The sequence below is a fragment of the Sphingopyxis sp. genome, from assembly GCF_034380315.1.
In the GTDB taxonomy this organism is placed as follows: domain Bacteria; phylum Pseudomonadota; class Alphaproteobacteria; order Sphingomonadales; family Sphingomonadaceae; genus Sphingopyxis.
This window is the reverse complement of record NZ_JAXMPB010000003.1, coordinates 329,711-349,916: the sequence shown is the minus strand read 5'-3', so window position 1 is coordinate 349,916 and position 20,206 is coordinate 329,711. Positions and strand designations below refer to the sequence as shown.

General features: G+C 65.9%; 13 protein-coding genes and 2 riboswitches. Of the genes, 6 read left to right on the top strand and 7 right to left on the bottom strand.

The genetic code is table 11. The annotated features are described in order from the left end of the window. Positions 1 to 6: 6 nt before the first annotated feature. Genes U0S50_RS07545 through U0S50_RS07530 form a run of 4 tightly spaced genes read right to left on the bottom strand, consistent with a single transcriptional unit; the run spans position 7 to position 4,574 of the window. Entirely contained in the window at positions 7 to 783 is a 777-nt protein-coding gene (locus tag U0S50_RS07545) for an ABC transporter ATP-binding protein (protein WP_322308155.1), read from the bottom strand. Beyond that, positions 776 to 1,759: an iron ABC transporter permease gene (locus tag U0S50_RS07540; RefSeq protein WP_322308154.1), complete on the bottom strand. Its 984-nt coding sequence runs from the start codon at positions 1,757 to 1,759 to the stop codon at positions 776 to 778. Before U0S50_RS07540 ends, U0S50_RS07545 begins: the two co-directional genes overlap by 8 nt. Further along, positions 1,756 to 2,580: an ABC transporter substrate-binding protein gene (locus tag U0S50_RS07535; protein WP_322308153.1), complete on the bottom strand. Its 825-nt coding sequence runs from the start codon at positions 2,578 to 2,580 to the stop codon at positions 1,756 to 1,758. The genes U0S50_RS07540 and U0S50_RS07535 overlap by 4 nt, the downstream gene beginning before the upstream one ends. Beyond that, positions 2,580 to 4,574, bottom strand: a complete 1,995-nt coding sequence (locus U0S50_RS07530) for a TonB-dependent receptor plug domain-containing protein (protein ID WP_322308152.1) — start codon at positions 4,572 to 4,574, stop codon at positions 2,580 to 2,582. Before U0S50_RS07530 ends, U0S50_RS07535 begins: the two co-directional genes overlap by 1 nt. A 76-nt stretch (positions 4,575 to 4,650) precedes the next feature. Then, positions 4,651 to 4,840, bottom strand: a riboswitch (cobalamin riboswitch). 83 nt (positions 4,841 to 4,923) lie between these two features. Between U0S50_RS07530 and U0S50_RS07525 the strand changes: the two genes are divergently transcribed. The 6 genes from U0S50_RS07525 (at position 4,924) to U0S50_RS07500 (ending at position 15,697) form a co-directional block, all read left to right on the top strand. Further along, positions 4,924 to 6,387 (top strand): protein adenylyltransferase SelO, encoded by a 1,464-nt coding sequence (locus tag U0S50_RS07525; protein ID WP_322308151.1) that lies wholly within the window; start codon positions 4,924 to 4,926, stop codon positions 6,385 to 6,387. Between the two features lie 51 nt (positions 6,388 to 6,438). Beyond that, positions 6,439 to 8,949: a BamA/TamA family outer membrane protein gene (locus U0S50_RS07520; RefSeq protein WP_322308150.1), complete on the top strand. Its 2,511-nt coding sequence runs from the start codon at positions 6,439 to 6,441 to the stop codon at positions 8,947 to 8,949. Next, complete coding sequence (locus tag U0S50_RS07515) at positions 8,949 to 13,199, top strand: translocation/assembly module TamB domain-containing protein (RefSeq protein WP_322308149.1); 4,251 nt, start codon at positions 8,949 to 8,951, stop codon at positions 13,197 to 13,199. The genes U0S50_RS07520 and U0S50_RS07515 overlap by 1 nt, the downstream gene beginning before the upstream one ends. Then, a complete protein-coding gene (locus U0S50_RS07510; protein WP_322308148.1) occupies positions 13,199 to 13,555 on the top strand; it encodes a hypothetical protein in 357 nt (118 codons plus the stop codon). The genes U0S50_RS07515 and U0S50_RS07510 overlap by 1 nt, the downstream gene beginning before the upstream one ends. After that, a riboswitch (yybP-ykoY riboswitch) is annotated at positions 13,534 to 13,712 on the top strand. Its footprint overlaps the gene before it by 22 nt. A gap of 18 nt (positions 13,713 to 13,730) precedes the next feature. Further along, positions 13,731 to 14,303, top strand: coding sequence for a TMEM165/GDT1 family protein (locus tag U0S50_RS07505; protein ID WP_322308147.1), 573 nt, complete (start codon positions 13,731 to 13,733; stop codon positions 14,301 to 14,303). A gap of 200 nt (positions 14,304 to 14,503) precedes the next feature. After that, complete coding sequence (locus U0S50_RS07500) at positions 14,504 to 15,697, top strand: dicarboxylate/amino acid:cation symporter (protein ID WP_322308146.1); 1,194 nt, start codon at positions 14,504 to 14,506, stop codon at positions 15,695 to 15,697. 83 nt (positions 15,698 to 15,780) lie between these two features. On the opposite strand, the gene U0S50_RS07495 is transcribed toward U0S50_RS07500, so the two are convergent. The 3 genes from U0S50_RS07495 to U0S50_RS07485 form a co-directional block, all read right to left on the bottom strand. Beyond that, complete coding sequence (locus U0S50_RS07495; RefSeq protein ID WP_322308145.1) at positions 15,781 to 17,049, bottom strand: FAD-dependent oxidoreductase; 1,269 nt, start codon at positions 17,047 to 17,049, stop codon at positions 15,781 to 15,783. 65 nt (positions 17,050 to 17,114) lie between these two features. Further along, positions 17,115 to 18,734 (bottom strand): N-acyl-D-amino-acid deacylase family protein, encoded by a 1,620-nt coding sequence (locus U0S50_RS07490; RefSeq protein WP_322308144.1) that lies wholly within the window; start codon positions 18,732 to 18,734, stop codon positions 17,115 to 17,117. Continuing rightward, positions 18,731 to 20,128 carry a serine hydrolase domain-containing protein gene (locus U0S50_RS07485; RefSeq protein WP_322308143.1) on the bottom strand — a complete coding sequence of 466 codons (1,398 nt, stop codon included), beginning with the start codon at positions 20,126 to 20,128 and terminating at the stop codon, positions 18,731 to 18,733. The genes U0S50_RS07490 and U0S50_RS07485 overlap by 4 nt, the downstream gene beginning before the upstream one ends. Positions 20,129 to 20,206 lie beyond the last annotated feature (78 nt).

The following is a 20,206-nucleotide window of genomic DNA, read 5'->3' as shown; positions in this document are numbered from 1 at the left end:
AGCGGGTTAATTCTTTGCGGTTCGCCGGAAGTAGAGTGCATCGGATCCGTCGGTGGCAAGAGTGGGCGTCCGTGTGAAGAGCGCAGGGACGTGGCGAGCAAAGGCTTCGGGTGTCGCGGCGCCCTGAGCAACAATATGGCCATTCTGAAGCCACAGAATTTCGTCGGCGAACTGCGCCACGAGCGATAGGTCGTGCAGCACAGCAATCACCGTCCGTCCGGCATCAGCGCATGCTGCGAGGCATTCCATCACGCGATATTGATTGGCGGGATCCAGCGCCGCCACGGGTTCGTCGACCAGCAGCACCGGCGTTTGGGCCGCTAGCACGCGCGCAAGGCAGGCGAGTGCCTGTTCGCCGCCGGACAGGCTGGCAACACCGCGGTCCCGCCACGGCGCACATCCCGTGCGTGTCATCGCGTCGTCGATCGCTTGGCGATCCTCGGGAGCCAGTTTCCCAGGCACGGCGCCATAGGCGAAGCGCCCCAACGCGACCATGTCACCTACACTGATATCCCATGCCAGTTCGTGGGTCTGGGGCAGATAGGCCATGCACCGCGCGCGCGCGATGGGGGAAAGGGAAGCCATATCGGTGCCGCCGAACGTCACCCGTCCTTCGGCGCGAACGATCCGCGCGATCGCGCGCAGCAACGTCGATTTTCCGGCGCCGTTGGGGCCGACTATAGCGGTGAGCCGACCCGGCGTGATCGTTGCGTGGATGCCCTCGATCAACGACAGACGGCCCTCGCGCACCGTTAGCCCGCTGAGAATCAATGGTTCAGCCACGACGTATCCTTCCGCGCTGAAGCACGATGGCAACAAAAATAGGCGCGCCAGCCAGCGCCGCAACAACGCCAAGGCGCAGTTCGTCCTCAGTCGGCAACAGCCGAACAAAAAGGTCGGCGAGCACAAGCAAGATTGCGCCGAGCCAGGCTGCGGGGAACAAGGTCCGGCCGGGATCGTGACCGACCCACGGACGGACGAGATGCGGTGCAACGATGCCCACGAAGCCGACGGATCCGGCGAGCGCAACGGCAGCGCCTGTCACAAGGCCTGTACCGACGATCACCGCTATGCGTGACCTGCGCGCGTCAAGTCCGTGTGCGGTCGCGGCTGCCTCGCCGATCGAAAGCAACGACAGGTTGGCGCGCTGTCCCAGCAGCAATAATGCGCCGATCAGGATCAGCGGTACGGAAAAGGCGAGGTCGGCAAGGCTGCGGTTTGCCACCGACCCGAGCGTCCAGTTGACGAGGTCGGATAGCGAAAAAGGGTTGGGGGCGAAGTTGAGGATCAGAGCCATCAACGCCCCGGACAGGCTCGACAGTCCGACGCCGATCAGGATCAGTGTCGCCATCCCCTGGGTCCGGACGGCCGCGGAGGCGAGCAGGGCGGTTGCCAGGACAGCTGCCAACACTGCGCCGATCGGGAGGGCCCACGCCCAGGCGGCTGCCAGGCCGAAATAGAGCGTCAAGGTGGCTCCCAAGGTCGCGGCGGCGGATACGCCGAGCACGCCGGGTTCCGCGAGCGGGTTCCGGGTCAAGGCTTGGAGTGCCGCCCCGCAAAGCCCGAGGGCTGCCCCGACGATCGCGGCGGCAAGCACGCGCGGCAGGCGGATGTCCAATATGATCATGGCCGCCGCCGCGTCACGGCCGGCTATCCAATCGCTCAGTAACATGGGCGAGAAACCGGATGGGCCCGACATTAATGCGGTGGCTGCAATCAGGATCAGGATTGCGAACAGAACGGAGTTTATGCGAGTCATTGCATTTGCTTTCGCGCGGCCGCCAACCGTGCGACGGCGTGTCCGCTGAGCCAGTTCCCGCACGCCAGCCATGCGCCGGGTACCTCGACCTCCATCGCCTTTGACGCGACGCGAGCGACCACCGGATGACGAGAGGATGTCCAACGATCCTGCTGATAGCGAGAGCTATCGAAAAAGGCGCGGAACATCAGATCAGGAGGGCGGCGTGCCATGTCTTCGAGCGGCAGCGTTCCCCAGCCCGGGCGCTGCCGATAAGGTACGAAGCCTGCGGTTTCGATCACCGAAGCGACGAGTGATCCGGGGCCGGTCGTGACGTCGCCGGGCGTTACGTAAAGCGCACGAGGGCGAGGGGCAGAGGATCGCGTTGGTACGGACTGTAGCTCGGCATCGAAATGCGCGAGGAGTGCACGAGCGCGTGGATCGGCATCCAGTTCGTGTCCGACACGTAACATTTCAGTGCGCACGTCGGTCAAGGTGACAGCATAACCCAATTGAACGACACGGATGCCGAGCTTTTCAAGCTGGCCCGCCAACTTCGTGTCGCCGCCGTAGGAGCGGATCACCACCGCTGGACGCAGGGCAATGATTTCTTCCAGCGTCGGGCGTAAGCGTGCGATGCCTTTTGCGCGGGGAGCAGAAAAGCTGACGTCGCTGTTGGCTTCGAACGATATGGCGCGAATGTCGCGGCGCGGTAGCAGGCCGATTGCCATCTGATCGGCACAATAGTCGATACTGACCACGCCATGCCGGTCGGCCAACGGGGCGCGCTGCTGGCATCCTGAAAGGAGTATCAGCAGGGCAAGGGCCTTCGCCATGTGCATCAGAATGCCCAACGAATCCCGGCATAGGCTGACCGGCCGGTCGTGCCGTAGCCAGCGACAGCCTGATAATCTGTATCGAGCAGATTCTCGAGGCGAGCGAACACATCGATTCCGGAAACCAGGGGGTAGCGGATCCGCAGGTCGACCAGCCAATATTCGCCAAGCCGTCGGCTGTTCGCGCGATCGTCGTAGCTGGCACCTGTATAGCGGGCCGCTACCGACAGTTCGGTTCCGGCGAATGCGTCCCCAGGTGACCACATTATCTCGGCATTGGCGAGATGCTTGGGGCGCCGCGACAATTGTTTGCCCTCCAATGAGGAAGCGGCTGTCCGATCAGCAGTGGAGATCAAGCTGTAATTGGCGCGTAGAAGCAGGCGATCCGTCACTTGAATGGCGCCATCAACTTCGACACCCTGTGCGCGGGCCCGGTTGATATTGTCGTAGGTGCCGAAAGGTCGCTTTCCGGTCGCACAGATTGCGGGCAGGGCGTTGGCCCCGGCTGGGCAAGTCACAAAGTCGATCAAGTCGCGACTGTCGCGGCGGAACCATGCGACATCGAGAAACCACCACGGGCCATCGGAAAGTCGCACACCAATTTCATAGGAACGTGCGCGTTCCGGGCGCAAGGCGGGGTTGCCATAGGCGCCCATCGCTTCGGAAAGTTGAAAGAGCGTCGGCGCCTTGAAACCTTCACGATAGCTGGCGCGCACCGTGACATGATCCCCCAACTGTTGCCCGGCATCAAGCGCAATGCTGGTTTCACTGCCAAAATCGCGATGATCGTCATGACGCACGCCGGCGGTCAAGGACAGGCCGTTGGTTGGGCGTCCAGCAAGCATCGCCCAAAGACCGGTCGTTACGGTTCGTCCCGCATCAGCCGAAAATGCGTCCGCGGTTTGCGAACGTGTCCATTCGCGTTCGGCCCCCGCGATCAGGCGGAGTCCGTTGCTCGCTCCATTGTCGCTGGCCCCACCAAAACCCCAATCGATGCTGTAGCTTAAACGCTTGCTGCGTCCGCGGGCGCGAAAACTGGGTGTTTCACCCCTGGCCGGGTCGAAATTGTCGCGATTGATGTCGGCTATCCCGAATTGGAGCTTGTGCGAAAAACCGGTCGTACTTGCCTGAGCGCCCGGCCGATGCTCGATCGACGCTGCGGCGTAATGTTCGCTGGTCTTCTGAAACTCGCCGGTGTCCCCAAAAGTAAATGCCGGCGCAGCAAATCCGTCGAGGTCGACGCGGCTGTTGGCGTAAAGACCAAAGGCGCTGAAGGACAGCGTTTCACCGATTTCGGTTCGGTTCGAAAGATTGAGTGAATATTGCCGATAACCGTCGCGTTCAGTGCCGGCGGCGGCGTTGCTGATACCGTCGGTGCGGACATAGCCCGCGCCGATGCCGAATTGCGTTGGTCCCATCGGGCCGGTGCGCAATTGGCCGTTCAGGCGGGTGGTGTCATGCGCGCCATATTCGGCGTTGATCTGACCGTTTGTTGCTCCTGCATCACCGGTAACAGGTTGAGTCATGTTGATCGACACGACGCCGCCGATCGCTTGGCTGCCCCACGCCAGGCTGTTGGCACCGCGCAGCAACTCGATGCGGTCGATGCTGCCCAACATCAGATTGCCGAAGTCGAAAGCCCCGCCGGGGGAGGAGGGGTCGCCCACCCGAACGCCATCGATCACCACCAATGTCTGTTCGCCTTCCGCGCCGCGGATGCGCAGGGCGGTGACCGCGCCCAGTGTGCCGTTGCGCGTTATGCTGACGCCGGGGCGCCGGGCGATCAGGTCGGCGGCGCTGCCATTTTGGGCCCGCTGCAATTCCGCGGCGTCGATGAGCGACCACGAGGCGTTGCTTCGTTCGCGGTCCAGTCGTTCGCCTGTTACGGTTATGGAATATTCACGATCACTCTTTCGTAATACGCCCTCGTCGGCCTGTGATACGGTAGGGACTGCGATGGCGATCGCGAGAAGGCTGGCGGAACGAAACGGGAAAGGCACGACAATCCTCCACAGCATAACGGCCATGCCGTCGCGCGAGGATTCTCGCCTGCTCGTGGTACGCCCCGCCCACCGCAGATAACGGCAGCACTCAGGCAGGTCTCCTGGCTCGCCGGGTCGCTGGAGGAAGCGGCCTTCCCGGGGAGAAAGCCCCCAGTGGCATAAACGCTTCCGCCTCGCCGGCCACAGTTGCGGGGGCAGCGCCGGTCTGTCCGGACTTCCCTTTTCATGCCCGTTTCCAGGCAACCCGAGGCTACGCGCGATCCGCTAGCAAATGGGTGGAAAGCCTGCAATCGTCAAACTTGAATTCGCGTTGGCGAGGTTCGACATAGCCAGCAAGGAGCCGCGCATGGATTTTGCCTTCGACAATAGTTTTTTCGCCACGATGGAAGGCTTTTACGCGCCTGCCGAAGCGGAGCGGCCCTCCGCACCGCGGCTGCTCGCGTTCAACGACGCGCTCGCGGCGCGGCTGGGACTCGATCGCGCGGGGTTGGACGATGCGGCGCTCGCCGCGCTGCTTTCGGGCGGAAAACTGCCCGAGGGGGCCGATCCGCTCGCGCTGGCCTATGCCGGGCATCAGTTCGGCCATTTCTCGCCCCAGCTAGGCGACGGCCGGGCGCTGCTGATCGGAGAGATCGTGGCGCCGGACGGCGCGCGCTTTGACCTCCAGCTCAAGGGATCGGGGCGAACCGCCTTTTCGCGCAACGGCGATGGAAAGGCCGCTATCGGGCCGGTTTTGCGCGAGTATCTGGTGTCGGAAGCCATGGCGGCGATGGGCGTGCCGACGACGCGCGCGCTCGCTGCTGTCGCGACCGGCGACCGGGTCCAGCGCGAACGTGCGCATCCCGGCGCGGTGATGGGGCGGGTGGCGAGCAGTCATATTCGCGTTGGCTCTTTCCAATTTTTCGCCGCGCATTTCGGGGCCGATCATGTGGTCCAGCTTTCCGATTACAGCCTTCGCCGCCATTTCCCCGAAATCGCAGGCGCAGCCAACCCGCATCTGGCGCTGCTCGACCAGGTTATTGTCCGGCAATGTGTCTTGGTCGCACATTGGCTGGGCGTCGGATTCGTGCATGGCGTCATGAATACCGACAATGTCGCGATCAGCGGCGAGACGATCGATTACGGCCCCTGCGCCTTCATGGACCGCTTTGCCGTGAACAGCGTCTTCAGCTCGATCGACGCCAATGGCCGCTATGCCTATGGCCGCCAGCCGCAGATCATGCACTGGAACATGGCGCGCTTTGCCGAGGCGTTGCTGCCCGCGATCCACGCCGTCGCCCCGGGCGATGTCGAGCGCGCGAAGGCGCTGGTCGACGCAATTCCCGAACGCTTTCGCGGCATCTGGCACGACCGGATGCGAGCCAAGCTGGGCCTTGGCACCGGCGACGAGGGCGATGCCGCGCTGATCGATGCGCTGTTCGGCGAGCTGGAGGACAAGGCGGTCGATTTCACCCTGTTCTTTCGCGCGCTGGCGATGCTGCTGCGCGGCGACGGCGCGCCGATGGCGGCGCTGTTGCCGTCGGCCGATGCCATGGCGCCATGGATCGCCGACTGGTGGACGCGGATCGAGGCCGAGGGTGTCGACCCGGCCGAGCGCGCGGCCGCGATGGATGCGATCAACCCGCTGTATATCCCGCGCAACCACAAGGTCGAGGAGGCGCTGGCCGCCGCCGAAGCCGGCGACATGGCACCGTGGACGCGCCTGCTGGACGTGGTTCGGACTCCCTTCGTCCCGCGGGACGATGCCGCGGACTATGAAGGGCCCGGCCCCGCCGATGCCGCACCGTACAGGACCTTTTGCGGAACCTGACCCGCGCGCGCTCGTTGATCGGGGGCGGGAGGCGGCAAACAGGGGGCCGGAATGATGCATCGCCATTGGCACGATTGGCCGCAGCGGCGCCAGAAACCGGTTGCGCGGCCATGCGCCGCACGCCAAAAGCAGGCGATCGGCTGGCCATTGATGCAATATTCTGAAAAATCGCCCGAAACATCGCGCAGCACCGCCGGGATAACCGCCGTGGCCCTTTGTCGTTCGCTGTTGGTATCGGCGTCGCTGATCGGCCTTGGCTGGAGCGCGGCGGCGGCCGCGCAGGAGCAGGCCGCGACGCCCCGAACCGGGACCGAAGCCGCAGTGCAGACGCCCCGGGGCGATGGCGCGGAAAGCCAGGAAACGCCCGACGCAGCGGAGAATGAGGCCGACGACGGCGGCGCGCGGAGCGACAGGCAGGCGAACCGCGAAAGCAAGGATATCGCCGCGCCGTCGCCGCCCCCGCCGACGGTCGAGCTGCCCAAGGTCGAACCGATCATCGAGGATGAGGAGTTTCGGCGCGCGATCCCCCCGATCAGCGCCGAGGACGACCCCGAACTCGACCGGCCGCTCGAATCGATCGCCGAGTTCGAACGTCGGCAAGCGGCACGCGGAAGCACCGACGAGGAGGTGAGCGACGCGCCGCCCGAGGTCGATGGTGTCGCTGTCCCCGCGCTGGCCGACGGAGATCCCGTCGAGGCGATCGGCGACGCACCGATCAGCGACCCCGAGCTCGCCGCCCCCTTGCCCCCGCTCGACAGCTTCGACGTTGAACCCGTTGAATTTGCGGAAGCCGAAGGCGACGAACGCAACGTCAGCGTGGCCTATTCCGTGCAGGTCAACGGCCTGGCGTCGGCCGATGACAGCACCGATGTCGATCTGGCCGGCTTGTTCGGCAATCTGTCGGCGCTTTATGACGGTGACGGCAAGGCTGACAATGCGGCGATGGTCCGGGCGCGCCTGTCCGCCGACGGCGAGCTGATGCGGCGCATCCTGGCGTCGGAAGGCTATTATGACGCGCTGATCGATACCAGCATCGACCGGACCGAGCGCGGCACCGCGCGCCCGTTGACCGCGATCATCGATGTGACGCCGGGGGTCCGTTACACCTTTTCCGATATCGTGCTGGAGGCCGACCCCACCGTGCCGCCGGGGTTGATCGCCGACAATTTCCCGCTGAGCATCGGCGAGCCGATCGTCGCCGAGCGCGTCCAGGGCGCCGAGGCGGCCATCGCGCTGAAGCTGCCCGAGGAAGGCTATCCCTTTGCCAAGCTGGGGCAGCGCGACATTCTGCTGGATGGCGAGTTGGGCGAGGGGGTTTACACCCTGCCCATCGAGATCGGCCAGCGGTCGCGTTTCGGGGGGATCGAAACGCAGGGCGATCTGGCCTTTGACGCCGACCATATTGCGGTCATGGCGCGGTTCAAGCGCGGCGACCTGTATGACAGCCGCAAGGTCGACGATCTGCGGCAGGCGCTGGTCGCGACGGGCCTGTTCGCGACCGTCGCCGCCGAACCGCAGCCAACCGGTGAAAGCGCCGGTGACGGCACCGAATATGTCACGATGATGGTGACGCAGCAGGCCGGCCCCCCGCGCACCATCGCGGCGAGCGCGGGTTATGGAACCGGCGAGGGGATCAGGCTGGAAGGAAGCTGGACCCACCGCAACATGTTCCCTGCCGAAGGTGCATTGATCGTACGCGGGGTCGCGGGGACGCAGGAGCAGGGACTGGGCGTCACCATGCGCCGGTCGAACGCGGGGCGCCGCGATCGCACCTTTGAACTGGTCAGCGAGATTACGCGCAGCACCTATGACGCCTTCAACGCGATTACCGGGCGCGTCGGCGCCCGTGTCAGCTATGATTCAACGCCGATCTGGCAGAAAAAGCTGACCTATTCCTATGGCATCGAACTGATCGCGACCCGCGAGGACGATTATAATTTCGCACGCAGCGCGCGGGAACGCGACTTTTATACGATCCTGGGACTGACCGGACAGATCGGGATCGACCGCACCGACAGCCTGCTCGATCCGACCAAGGGGTTCCGTCTGACGACGCTGATCCAGCCCGAAGGGTCGATGGCGGGACGCTTTTCCCCCTATGCCCGGACGCGGATCGACGCGAGCGGCTATTATCCGGTCAGCGACAATATCGTGCTGGCGGGCCGGGTGCGTGTCGGGAGCATTTTGGGGGCCGCGCGCGAACGGCTGGCGCCGTCGCGGCGCTTTTATGCAGGCGGCGGCGGATCGGTACGCGGCTTCGGATATCAGGAACTGGGGCCCAAGGACCCGGACAATGACCCCATCGGGGGGCGCAGCCTGAACGAAGTGGCGGTCGAGGCGCGCTATCGCTTCGGCAATTTCGGGATTGTGGGTTTTGTCGATGCGGGACAGGTTTATCGCAGTTCGGCCCCCGATTTCAGCGATTTGCGCTTTGGCGCCGGGATCGGTGGCCGGTTCTATACCAATTTCGGGCCGATGCGCCTGGATATCGCGACCCCGATCAACCGCCGTCCGGGTGAATCGCGCATAAGCGTCTATGTTTCGATCGGGCAGGCTTTTTGATGGCGGGCAAGGAGCCCGTGGCCCCCGAAGCGCCCCCGGTCGTCCCGGCGGCGCCGACGCAGGCAGCCGGTGCGATGTCATGGCCGCGCCGGATCGCGCGCTGGACCGGTCTGGCGATATTGGGCCTGGCCGCAGCGGTCGTCCTGTTCCTGATTGGCCTCAACAGCGATGCCGGTCGCCGTTTCGTCATCACCCAGATCGAGAAATATGAATTCGAAAATGGGATGAAGATCGGCATCGGCCGGCTCGACGGATCGCTGTACGGCGCGATGGTCGTTCGCGATTTCAGCCTGTCCGATACCAAAGGCGTGTTTCTGGCCTCGCCCGAGGTGCGGATCGACTGGCGCCCCTTTGCCTATCTGTCCAATCATGTCGATGTCCGCACCGCCACCGCGCAGACGATGACGTTGCAGCGCCTTCCCGAGTTCAAGGTGGTTCCGGACACCGGCGAGCCGCTGTTGCCCGACCTCGATATCGATGTCGGGACGGTGCGCGTCGACCGTTTCATCTTTGCGCCCGCCGTCGCGGGCGAACGACAGGATGTCCGGATCGCCGGCAAGGTCGCGATCGCCGACCGCCGCGCGCAGATCAGCGCCGATGCCGAGACGATCGGAGCGAATGGCAAGGGCGACGCGCTGAAGCTGTTGGTCGATGCGGTGCCCGAGACGAACCGCCTGGCGATGACGCTGGATATCCGCGCGCCGCAAGGCGGGGTGATCGCGGCGATCGGCGGCCTCGACGCGCCGATGACGGCGCGGCTGGACGGCAAGGGCGACTGGAAGGCGTGGGACGGGCAATTGGTCGCCGACCTGGGCACGGCGCCATTGGCGCGCATTGCCCTGTCGGCCCGCGACGGCCTGTTCGCGGCGAAGGGCAAGGCGCAGGCGGCGCGGCTGTTCACCGGCCGCACGGCCGCGCTGCTGGGCGGCGAAACCAGCGTGGACCTGACGGCCCGGCTGGCCGAACGCAAGGCCGATCTGGACGGGCGGCTTTCATCAGAGGCCTTTCGCCTGGGTATCAGCGGCGGCGTCGATCTGGGCAGCAATCGTTACGACGGCCTGCAACTGGCGTTTGTCCTGTTGCGCCCGGCGGCGCTGGCACCTGCTCTGCGCGGCAATGGCGTGCGCGCGACCGCCCGGCTGGACGGCGCCTTTGCCTTGCCGACCATCGCCTATCAGGCGAACGCCAACGCGCTGGCGGTCAACGATATCGTCGTCGAGACGCTGAACCTGTCGGGCAAGGCGCGGATCGACGCCGACCAGATCGTCATTCCGGTCGCGGGCCGCGCCGCACGGATACGCGGGCTGGACACCGCCGCGGGCGGGACACTGGTATCGGTACGACTGGACGGCGATATCGCCTATAAGGACGGGCGGCTGCTCAGCGACAATCTGCGGCTGCGTTCGCCGCGCATCGATGCCAAGGCAATCGTCGTCGCCGACCTGAATCGCGGCTTTTATACCGGGGCGATCGACGGCCGGGTCAATGATTATCGCATCGAGAGCGTCGGCATTTTCGACATCGGCACCGACGTCGACCTGAAAACCGCACCGCGTGGCGGTTTCGAACTGGCCGGGCGGGTGCGGGCGCGCTCGACCCGCCTGTTCAATTCGGGGGTTCGCGACCTGCTGGGCGGGAATGCGGTGGCGACCAGCGACCTGCGCTATGGCACCGACGGTATCGTCCGATTTTCGAACCTGCGGCTGAGCGCGCCGCGGCTGCGCGTGACGGGCGGGCAGGGCAGCTATGCCCCCGACGGCCGGGTGCAGTTGACCGCGCGCGCGCAATCGACCGATTATGGCCCGCTGGGCGTTCAACTGGCGGGAACGATCAGCGATCCGCGCGCGACGCTGACCGCCGAACGTCCGGGGCTGGGCATCGGGCTTGCCAATCTGGTCGCGCGGGTCAACGGCGCGCCGGGCGGCTATCGGCTCGCCGCGACGGGCGAGACCGATTATGGCCCGCTGAGCGCGGACGTCGTGCTGTTGACGGCCAAGGGGCCGCTGACCATCGATGTCGAGCGCGCCGACCTGTCGGGGATCGGGCTGAGCGGGCGGCTGGTGCAAAGCGCGGCGGGGCCGTTCGAGGGGCAGCTTGACGCGGCGGGGCAGGGGCTTGGCGGCCTGGTCCGGCTGAGCGCGGCGGGCGAGCATCAGGCGGCGGCGATCCATATGCGTGCCAATAATGTCGCGCTGCCCGGTGCCGCGCAACTGACCGTCGGTTCGGCGATCGTCGATGCCGACGTGACGCTGTATGACACGCCGCATGTCGTCGCCGACATCCAGGTCGCGCAGACGCACATCCGCGATTATGACATCGCGGTCGGGCGCGTGAAGATCGACTATCGGAACGGCGCGGGCAAGGCGCAGGCGATGGTCGAAGGGACGAGCGGCGTCCCGTTCCGTATCGCCGCCAACGCCGACCTGACGCCGCAACTGTGGCGTGCGTCGGTGCGCGGGCGGGCCACCGGCATCGCCTTTCGTACCGACAGTCCGGCGCGGATCATCCCCGGACCCGATGGTTATGAATTGCTGCCCACCACGATCAATCTCGGACGTGGCAGCCATGCGCGCGTTGCCGGGCGCTTTGGCGAGGGGATCATGCTCCAAAGCCGCCTCGACCGCGTCAACATGGCGATCCTGAACGCGGTCTATCCCGACATGGGGCTGGGTGGGCGCGCGACGGGGAGTCTGGATTTCGAACAGGCCGGTGCCGACGCTTTCCCCCGCGCCGATGCCCGGCTGACGATCACCAATTTCACGCGCACCACCGCCGCATCGGTCAGCCAGCCGGTCGATGTCAATTTTGCGGGCAAGCTGCTCGCCGACGGGGGCGAGGCACGGGCGGTGATGCGCAAGCGCGGGACGGTGATCGGGCGGCTGCAGGCGTCGCTGCGCCCGCTGGGCCCCGGTGCGGGCGACTGGATGACCCGGCTGCGCGCCGCGCCGCTTGGCGGAGGCTTTCGCTATAATGGCCCCGCCGATACGCTCTACAGCTTTGCCGGGCCGGCACAGCAGGATGTCAGCGGGCCGATCGCGGTCGCGGCGGATTTCAGTTGCAGCCTGTTCGATCCCTGTCTCGACGGGGTCGTGCGCGGCAAGGGCATGACCTATGAAAACCAGATCTATGGCACGCGCCTGACCGACATGAGCGTCAACGGCCGCTTTACCGGCAACCGCCTGGTGATCGAGGATATGCAGGCGACCGCGGGCGACGGCAGCGTCAAGGCCAAGGGCTATATCAGCCTTGCCGCCGCCGACGGCTATCCGATGAACCTTGTCGCGACGCTCGACAATGCGCGGCTGGCGCGCAGCGAAAATATGGGCGGCCGCGCGACGGGCGAACTGACGCTCGAAAAGGTGGCGGGCCAGACCGCGCTGCTGTCGGGGACGCTGCGCCTGCCCGAGGCGCGCTATCGCATCGTGCGCGAAGGCGCGGCGAGCGTGCCCGCGCTGACGGGTGTCCGGCGCAAGCTGCCGTCGGGACGGCTGCGGGTCAGCGGCGACGGGCTGGCGGCGGTGGGCGGCAGCCTGTTCGACCTGATCCGGCTCGACATCCGGCTGCGCGCGCCCGATCAGATTTACGTGTCGGGCATGGGGCTGGAATCCGAATGGCAGGCCGATGTGACGCTGCGCGGCACGACCGAGGCGCCGCGCATGACCGGCGAGGTCGAACTGGTGCGCGGCACGCTGGATTTCGCGGGTCGCTCGTTCGAACTCGAGGAAGGGCGCATCACCTTTCCGACCGGCGATGCCTATGACCCCGCGATCCGCCTGCTGGCGTCGGACACGATCGAGACGGTGACGGTGAACGTCAATGTGTCGGGCCGGGCGCAGAATCCGCAGATCAGCTTTTCCAGCGTGCCGGGCCTGCCGCAGGACGAGATCGTCTCGCGTATCCTGTTCGGGGATTCGATCACCGAATTGTCGCCGATCCAGGCGGTCCAGCTTGCCGCGTCGCTGAACGCGCTGCGCGGCAGCGGCGGGTTGAGCCCGCTCGGCGTCCTGCGATCGGCGGCAGGCATCGACCGGCTGCGGGTGCTGGGCGCCGACGATACCGAAGGGCGCGGCACCGCGATCGCGGCGGGCCATTATATCTCGAAGGACATCTATCTGGAGGTGATCACCGACGGAAAGGGTTATACCGCGACCCAGCTGGAGATCAGCCTGACCCGCGCGCTGTCGATCCTGAGCCAGGCGGGGGGATCGGGGCAGACGAACATGAGCATCCGTTACCGCAAGGATTATTGATGCGCCGTGTCCGTCCGACCCAGACCCAGACCCAGGCCATGACCCCGGCCCTTGCCGTGACCCCGGCCCAGACGCCGATCGTGGCGTCGGTGCTGGCACCCTTCCTGCCCTCCGTCCGGCCCTTCGCCGGGGTGCTTGCGCTGGCGCTGCTGGCGGGGTGTCAGGCCGAACCTGCCTTTGACGAGCGCTATGACAAGGCCGCCGCCGATATCGAGGCGCGGGCGCGGGCGATGGATGCCGACATCGCCGAAGCCGAAAAGGCCGCCGCTGCCGCAGCGGGCACGGCGCCGCCGGGCGGCGGGGACTTGCCAGAGCCCGCCCGCGCCGCTAATCCGCCTCCGTCATCTGGGGAGTAGCCAGCCGTCCATCGGGACGGGCCGCCACGTCAACATACTCGGTCGAGAGGCCGTGGCGCGGTGGAAGCATCATCTGCTTGGGCGAGACCAATGGCATCGAACCCTTCGTCCGGGCCGGGCGGCAGGGTGCGATGTCCGTTGGAATTCGCCTGCTGCCCGGCCCCGGAGTTCGATCATGGAAGCCCTGTTCACCTCGACCGCCGTCGTCGCGCTCGCCGAGATCGGCGACAAGACGCAGCTTTTGGCCATTCTTCTGGCCACCCGCTTTCAGCGCCCCCTGCCGATCATCCTGGGCATATTGGTGGCGACGCTTGCCAATCATGCGCTCGCCGCGCTGGTGGGATCGCAGGTCGCCGCGCTGCTCGACAGCGCGGCCTTTCGCTATGCGATCGGCGCCTCGTTCGTCGCAATGGCGGCCTGGACGCTGATCCCCGACAAATTCGACGATGACGAAGCGCCCAAGTCGCGTTCGGGAGCCTTTCTGACCACGCTGGTCGCTTTTTTTCTCGTCGAGATGGGGGACAAGACGCAGGTGGCGACGATCGCACTTGGCGCCCAATATCAACAGGTTGTGGCCGTAACGGCGGGAACGACGCTGGGCATGATGATCGCCAATGTTCCGGCCATCTTCCTGGGCCACGAACTGTTGAAGCGTTTTGATCTCAACAAGATACGCCTGGTCGCCGCGGCATTGTTCCTGATCATCGGCCTGTGGGTGCTGGTCCAGACGGCGGGATGGGTCGGTTGAGGCCGGCGCCACCTTTTGTTAGAAGGGCCGCCCAACGATAAGCAGCGGCAATAACCAAGGGTTATGGACCGCCGAAGATTCAGCCCTCGCATCGCATGACCACCCTGTTATGCCTCGCGAAAATATCCCCGGAAAGACAAGCTTGGAGAGGCCGACCCTTGACCCGATTTTGGTTTAGCGTCCCGCTGTGGAAAAGAATTTTGCTCGCCCTGGTCCTGGGGGTCGCGGTCGGCATATTGCTTGGTGAAGATGTGCAGTCGATCAAATGGATCGGCGACCTGTTCATCCGCGCGATCAAGATGCTGGTCGTTCCGCTGATATTCTTTTCGCTGGTGTCAGGGATTACCGCGGTCGGCGATATCGGCCGTCTGGGTTCGGTCGGCGGCAAGGCGATGATGCTGTTCATGGGAACCGCGCTGATCGCGGTGACGCTGGGCATGTCGCTGGCCTCGCTGGTCCAGCCGGGACTGGGGCTCGACATTTCGGTCGCGGGGGGCGCGGTTCCGCCGCCGCCCGACAAGTCGCTGACCCAGATGATCGTCGAACTGGTCCCCGACAATCCGATCATGGCCATGGCGCAGGGCAGCATCCTGCCGGTGATCATCTTTGCCATGCTGTTCGGTATTTCGATCCTGGCGGTCGGCGACCAGGGAACGCCGCTGGCCCGCGCGATGGAAGCGGGTTCGGCGGTGATGCAGAAAATGACCATCTTTGTGATGGAACTCGCCCCGTTCGGCGTTTTTGCGCTGATCGCCTGGGTCGCCGGTACGTTCGGTTTCGACGCCCTGATCCCGCTCGGCAAGCTGGTTGCGCTCAACTATATCGGTTGCGGGATCATCCTGTTGCTCGTCTATCCGGCCATTTTGCGCTTCATCGCGCGGCTGCCGATCGTCGATTTCTATCGCGGGATCGTCGATGCGCAGGCCGTAGCCTTTTCCACCGCCTCGTCGAACGCGGCCCTTCCGGTCACGCTGCGCTGCGTTCAGCGCAACCTGGGCGTGTCGAAATCGATCGCCAGCTTTACCGTCGCGCTGGGTGCCACGATCAACATGAACGGCACCGCCATGTATCTGGGTGTCGTCGCCCTGTTCGGCGCGCAGGCCTATGGCATCGACCTGAGCTGGTATTCCTATGTCCTGATTGCGCTGACCGCGACGCTGGGGGCGATCGGTGCTGCCGGGGTGCCGGGGTCGGGATTGGTGATGATGAGCCTTGTGCTGTCGTCGATCGGCGTCCCGCTGGAAACCATCGCCTTTGTCGCGGGCATCAACCACCTGCTCGACATGATGCGGACGATGACCAACGTCACGGGCGACGCCGTGGTGGCGGTGGCGGTCGGCCGGATGGCGAATGAAATCGACGTCGAGGAATATCGGTCCGACGACGACGTCTGATCGGATCGCGGTTCGATCGGATCGCGTCGCCCCTTTCCTTGCCCGGTGGACGTCCGGCGGGCGCGGGAAGGGGCGACGGGCGTTCAGGCGTCGGCGCGAACCCGTTCGACAAGCCGGGCGGTCCGTTCGGCCGCCCCCATGGCAAAGGTCCAGCCCAGCATCCCATGTCCGACGTTGAGGAAAATCCCGTCGGCGGCTTCCGCGATGATCGGGACCGAGTGCGGCGTCATCGGACGCAGCCCGGCCCATCCATGCCCCGCGCGGTCATAGTCGGCGGCGAGGGGGAGCGCCGCGCGGGCGCTGTCGATCAGGTCGCGTAGCCGTCGGTCGTCGACGCGGCTGTCCCGATTGTTGAGTTCGGCAAGCCCCGCGACCCGCATCTGGCCCGCGAGGTTGCAAAAGACGATCTTGCGCGCCGTGTCGGTGATGCTGACGCGCGGAGCATGAGGGGTGGAGGGTGCGGTAAAACTATATCCCTTCATGGCGCGAACCAGCACCCTGATGCCGATCGGCGCGAGAAAGGACGGGGCGTCAGCGCCGAGGCAGACGATGATGCGCCGGGCGGTGATGCGGCGTCCGGCGCCGTCGCTGACCGCGATCATGCCATTTTCCCGTTGCAGGGCGGCGGCCCGAAAGCCGAAATGCGCCTCTATGCCATGATGGCCGGTGAGGACGGGCAGCAATTGTTCGCAAAAGCGGTAGGGATCGCCGACCTCGTCGGCCGGGGTCCAGACCGCCCCCGCCAGATCGCCCGCATCGGCGAGCGCAGGTTCGATCCGCCGCGCTTCGTCGGCGTCCAGAATATGCTGTTCGATCCCCGCACCGGCCTTCATCGCCGCGACCTGCCGGGCGCGGGGAAGCGCAGCGGAATCGCGGATCAGATGGAGCTTGCCCGAGACCGCATGTCCGAAATCGAGCGGGTGGCGGGCCAGCAGATCCGCCATTGCCGCGCGGGATTCGAGCCCTAGCGCCAGCGCCGACATCGTGTGACGTTCAAAGCTGGACGCGGTGCAATGGCGCAGAAAGGCGAGGCCCCAGCGCAGGAAGTCGGGGTCGAGCGACAGGCGGACCCGAAAAGCGGGGTCGAGCCCCAGCAGCATGGCGGGAAGTTTGGCAATCAGCGCGGGCTGGGCCAGCGCGTCGGTATAGGCGTAGCTGAGCTGTGCGCCATTGGCGAAGGAGGTGCCGCGTCCGGGCCCTTCATCGGCATCGGCCAGCGCCACCGAAAGCCCGCGCCGCGCCAGCGCATAGGCGGTCGCCATGCCGACGACGCCCGCACCCAACACCAAAATGTCGCGGCCGGGCGCGCTGTGGATGCGCGCCACCTGATCCGCGTTTCGCGAATTTATCATCTTCGTTCCTGTTGCGATCCGATGGAGGAAGGACGGCAGAGCGCCGGGCCGCCGTCCGCCGTGGCTTATCCGGGGCAGCTTCCGCCCGGCGGCGTGCGGCGGATGGCCTTGCCCGCGGCGATGCCGGTGGGCTTTCCGCTTTCGATGACCTGCTGTCCGTTGACGAACAGCGAGCGAACCCCCTTCGTCAGTTCGCGCGGCGCGACATAGGTGGCCTGGGGGCGATAGGTTGCGGGATCCAGCAGCAGCACGTCGGCATAATATCCCGGCTTCAGATAGCCGCGATCGGCCAGTCCGAAAATGTCGGCGGTGCGGCCGGTGCTGCTGTTGATGAAGTCGGTCATGTCGATCAGTTTTCCATCGACGACATATTTCGCATATTTCTGGGGGAAGGATGCGAACATGCGCGGATGGCCGGGGGAGCCGTCCGAACCGGTGACGACCCACGGTTGGGTCATGAAGGCGCGAATATCCTCTTCGGCCATGTTGAACGACACCAGCGATCCGCCGTCCTCGTCATGGCGGACGATCTTCAGGGCAGCGTCGATCGGGGTCATTTTCCACCGCGCGGCAATGGCGTCGAGCCGAAGGGCGGTCCATTCGCGGTCCGGCGCGGTCAGCAGCAGCGAATGCGCGCCGCCGCGCCGCCGCATATTTTCAGCCATCGCCTCCTTGATCCGTGCCAGGTCGGCCGGATTGTCGAGCCGGGCGAGCAGTGCGCTGCGCCCACCGTCGACGGCCCATCGCGGCAACAGCGCAGCCTCTATCCCGGTTCCGGACGCTTCCCACGGATATTGATCGGCGGTCACGCGCTGTCCGGCGGCGCGGGCCTTTTCGATCATCGCGATGATCTCTCCCGCCTTGCCGTGGACATCGACGCCCAGCGCCTTGATATGCGCGAAATGGACGGGAATGTCCGCCTGTTTGCCGATGTCGATCGCCTCGGCTACCGACTGGGCAACGCCGATGCTGTAGCTGGATTCGTCACGCTGGTGCGTATCGTAAAGGCCGCCGCGTGCCGCGGCCTCGCGGGCGAGCGCCACGACTTCGCCGGTCTTCGCAAAGCTTTGCGGCGCATAAAAGAGGCCGGTCGAAAGGCCGAGCGCGCCCTCGCACATCGCGCCGGCGACGAGGGCCTTCATCTTGTCGAGTTCGGCCGGTGAAGGCGCGCGCGCGTCATCCTCCAGCACCGCGCGGCGCACCGGACCGAACCCCACATAGGCCCCGACATTGGTGCCGAAGCCCTTTGTTTCGAGCGCATCGAAAAAGTCGGCGACATGGGGCGTGCCGCCGCCATCGACGCCGACGAAGATCGTCGTCACGCCCTGCATCAGCCAGGGCAGGTTCAACCGGTCCTGCGCGGCGTCGCTGTCGATATAGCCGCGGGGGTGGGTGTGCGGATCGATGAATCCCGGCGCGACGACCAGCCCGCGCGCGTCGACAATGCGGGCGCCGCGCGCCGCCGGGCGCGTCGGCCCGACATAGGTGATGCGCGCGCCGGTGATGACCACGTCGCCGACGATCGGCGGGCGGGTGCTGCCGTCATAAATGGTGCCGCCACGGATGACCGTCGTGGCGCCGTCGGCGGCCATGGCGGGCGTGGGGGTGACGGGCGCGGCGGTGACGGCGAGCGCGGTCAGGGCCACGGCGGCCAGAAAGCTGCCCTTGAAAGGAAGAGTCTTCATTCTGTGCGTCCCTTTTTCACTCGTTCGAATCCGATGTCGCCCGAACCGCCGCGACTGACGGTGAAACGATCGGGGTCGGTGCCGAAGCGGATGCGGATCGTGTCGGCGGCGTAGCTGCCATCGGGCTGGCGCACGAATTGCAGCGTCCGGGCGCGGGGCCCGGCGGTCCTTGACGAAATGCGGACCATCAGGCGTTCGCCATCCGGCGCGAGGGCATAGTCGGCGCCAAGCTCGGCCGAGCGGAACAGCCCCGCGGGGGGCGTCCGTGCCGCCGGATCGGACGCCGTATCGGAGGCGGCGATGATCCGTTCCATGCGTTCGCTGGCGCTCCAGTCGCCGCGATTGCACAGCAGGGCGAAGGCGCGGTGGCGTTCGGGCATGCGGACATAGCTGTGCTTGAACCCCTCGGCCGATCCGCCGTGCTGGACGCGATATTCGCCCTTCAGCGGGCCGATGTGGAGCCCGCCGCCATAGCCCATGTCGAGCTTTGCATCGCGGATCGGTGAACCGCCCGAAAAGCGGCCGGGGGTCAGCATGATCCGCGCGACGGCAGGGGTCCAGACCTTGCGCTCGATCGCGATGTCGCGTTCGAAGCGGGCAAGGTCGGACAGCGAGATCATCAGCCCGCCCGAACCGCTGAAGCGCGGAAAGCTGTCGCGGATCGCAAAGCCGCCGTCGACCGGAACATAGCCGTGCGCGACGCGGCCGGGGCGCGGTTGGGCATCGTTCAGGAAATGGCTTTGCGCCATGCCGAGCGGCTTGAAGATGGCCCGATCGGCATAAAGGGCAAAGGGTTCGCCCGCGACGCGCTCGACAATCTCGGCCAGAAGCAGATAGCCGCCGTTCGAATAGCGATATTGGGTGCCCGGCGTGAACGCCGTGTCGGCCTGTGCATAGACAAGGTTGAGCGCCTGCCGCTTGGACGCCAGGCCGACATTGTCCATCCCGGCAAGGCGCAGCAGTCCCAGCGAATCGCGGATACCCGCGCTGTGGTGCATCAGCATCCCGACCGTCACCGGCACCGCGTAGCGGGGAAGGTCGGGCAGGTGATCGCGGGCATCGTCGTCGAGCGACAATTTGCCTTGGGCGATCAAGGTTGCCGCGGCGAGGGCGGTGAACTGTTTCGACAGCGATGCGCCATAGAAAAGCGTGTCGGGATCGATGGGGGTCCGGCGCTTGATGTCGGCATAGCCCGATGCCGCCATCGCGGTCATTTGCCCCCGCTCAAAGCGGGCCGCGATGCATCCGGGGGCCTGCTTCGACGCGGGATCCGTCACGACCGCCGCGAGGGGATCGGCCGCCGCTGCCGGTATCGGCAGCAGGAGCAGCGCCGCGATCGCCGCGCCCGCGGTCACGCGCTGTTGCCGGAAGGGAAGCGGGAAGGGGCGGGGCAAATCAATCCTCTTGCACTGGTCTGGGCCTGTGGAGCGCCCAAACAGCGGTAAGCATAACGGCGATGTCCGGACACGGTG

Coding starts and splice junctions, on each gene's coding strand:
- U0S50_RS07535 (WP_322308153.1), bottom strand. CDS start 2,580: ATGCACATGGCGAAGGCCCTTGCCCTGCTGATACTCCTTTCAGGATGC.
- U0S50_RS07510 (WP_322308148.1), top strand. CDS start 13,199: ATGCGCCGTGTCCGTCCGACCCAGACCCAGACCCAGGCCATGACCCCG.
- U0S50_RS07520 (WP_322308150.1), top strand. CDS start 6,439: ATGATGCATCGCCATTGGCACGATTGGCCGCAGCGGCGCCAGAAACCG.
- U0S50_RS07515 (WP_322308149.1), top strand. CDS start 8,949: ATGGCGGGCAAGGAGCCCGTGGCCCCCGAAGCGCCCCCGGTCGTCCCG.
- U0S50_RS07495 (WP_322308145.1), bottom strand. CDS start 17,049: ATGATAAATTCGCGAAACGCGGATCAGGTGGCGCGCATCCACAGCGCG.
- U0S50_RS07490 (WP_322308144.1), bottom strand. CDS start 18,734: ATGAAGACTCTTCCTTTCAAGGGCAGCTTTCTGGCCGCCGTGGCCCTG.
- U0S50_RS07540 (WP_322308154.1), bottom strand. CDS start 1,759: ATGACTCGCATAAACTCCGTTCTGTTCGCAATCCTGATCCTGATTGCA.
- U0S50_RS07505 (WP_322308147.1), top strand. CDS start 13,731: ATGGAAGCCCTGTTCACCTCGACCGCCGTCGTCGCGCTCGCCGAGATC.
- U0S50_RS07525 (WP_322308151.1), top strand. CDS start 4,924: ATGGATTTTGCCTTCGACAATAGTTTTTTCGCCACGATGGAAGGCTTT.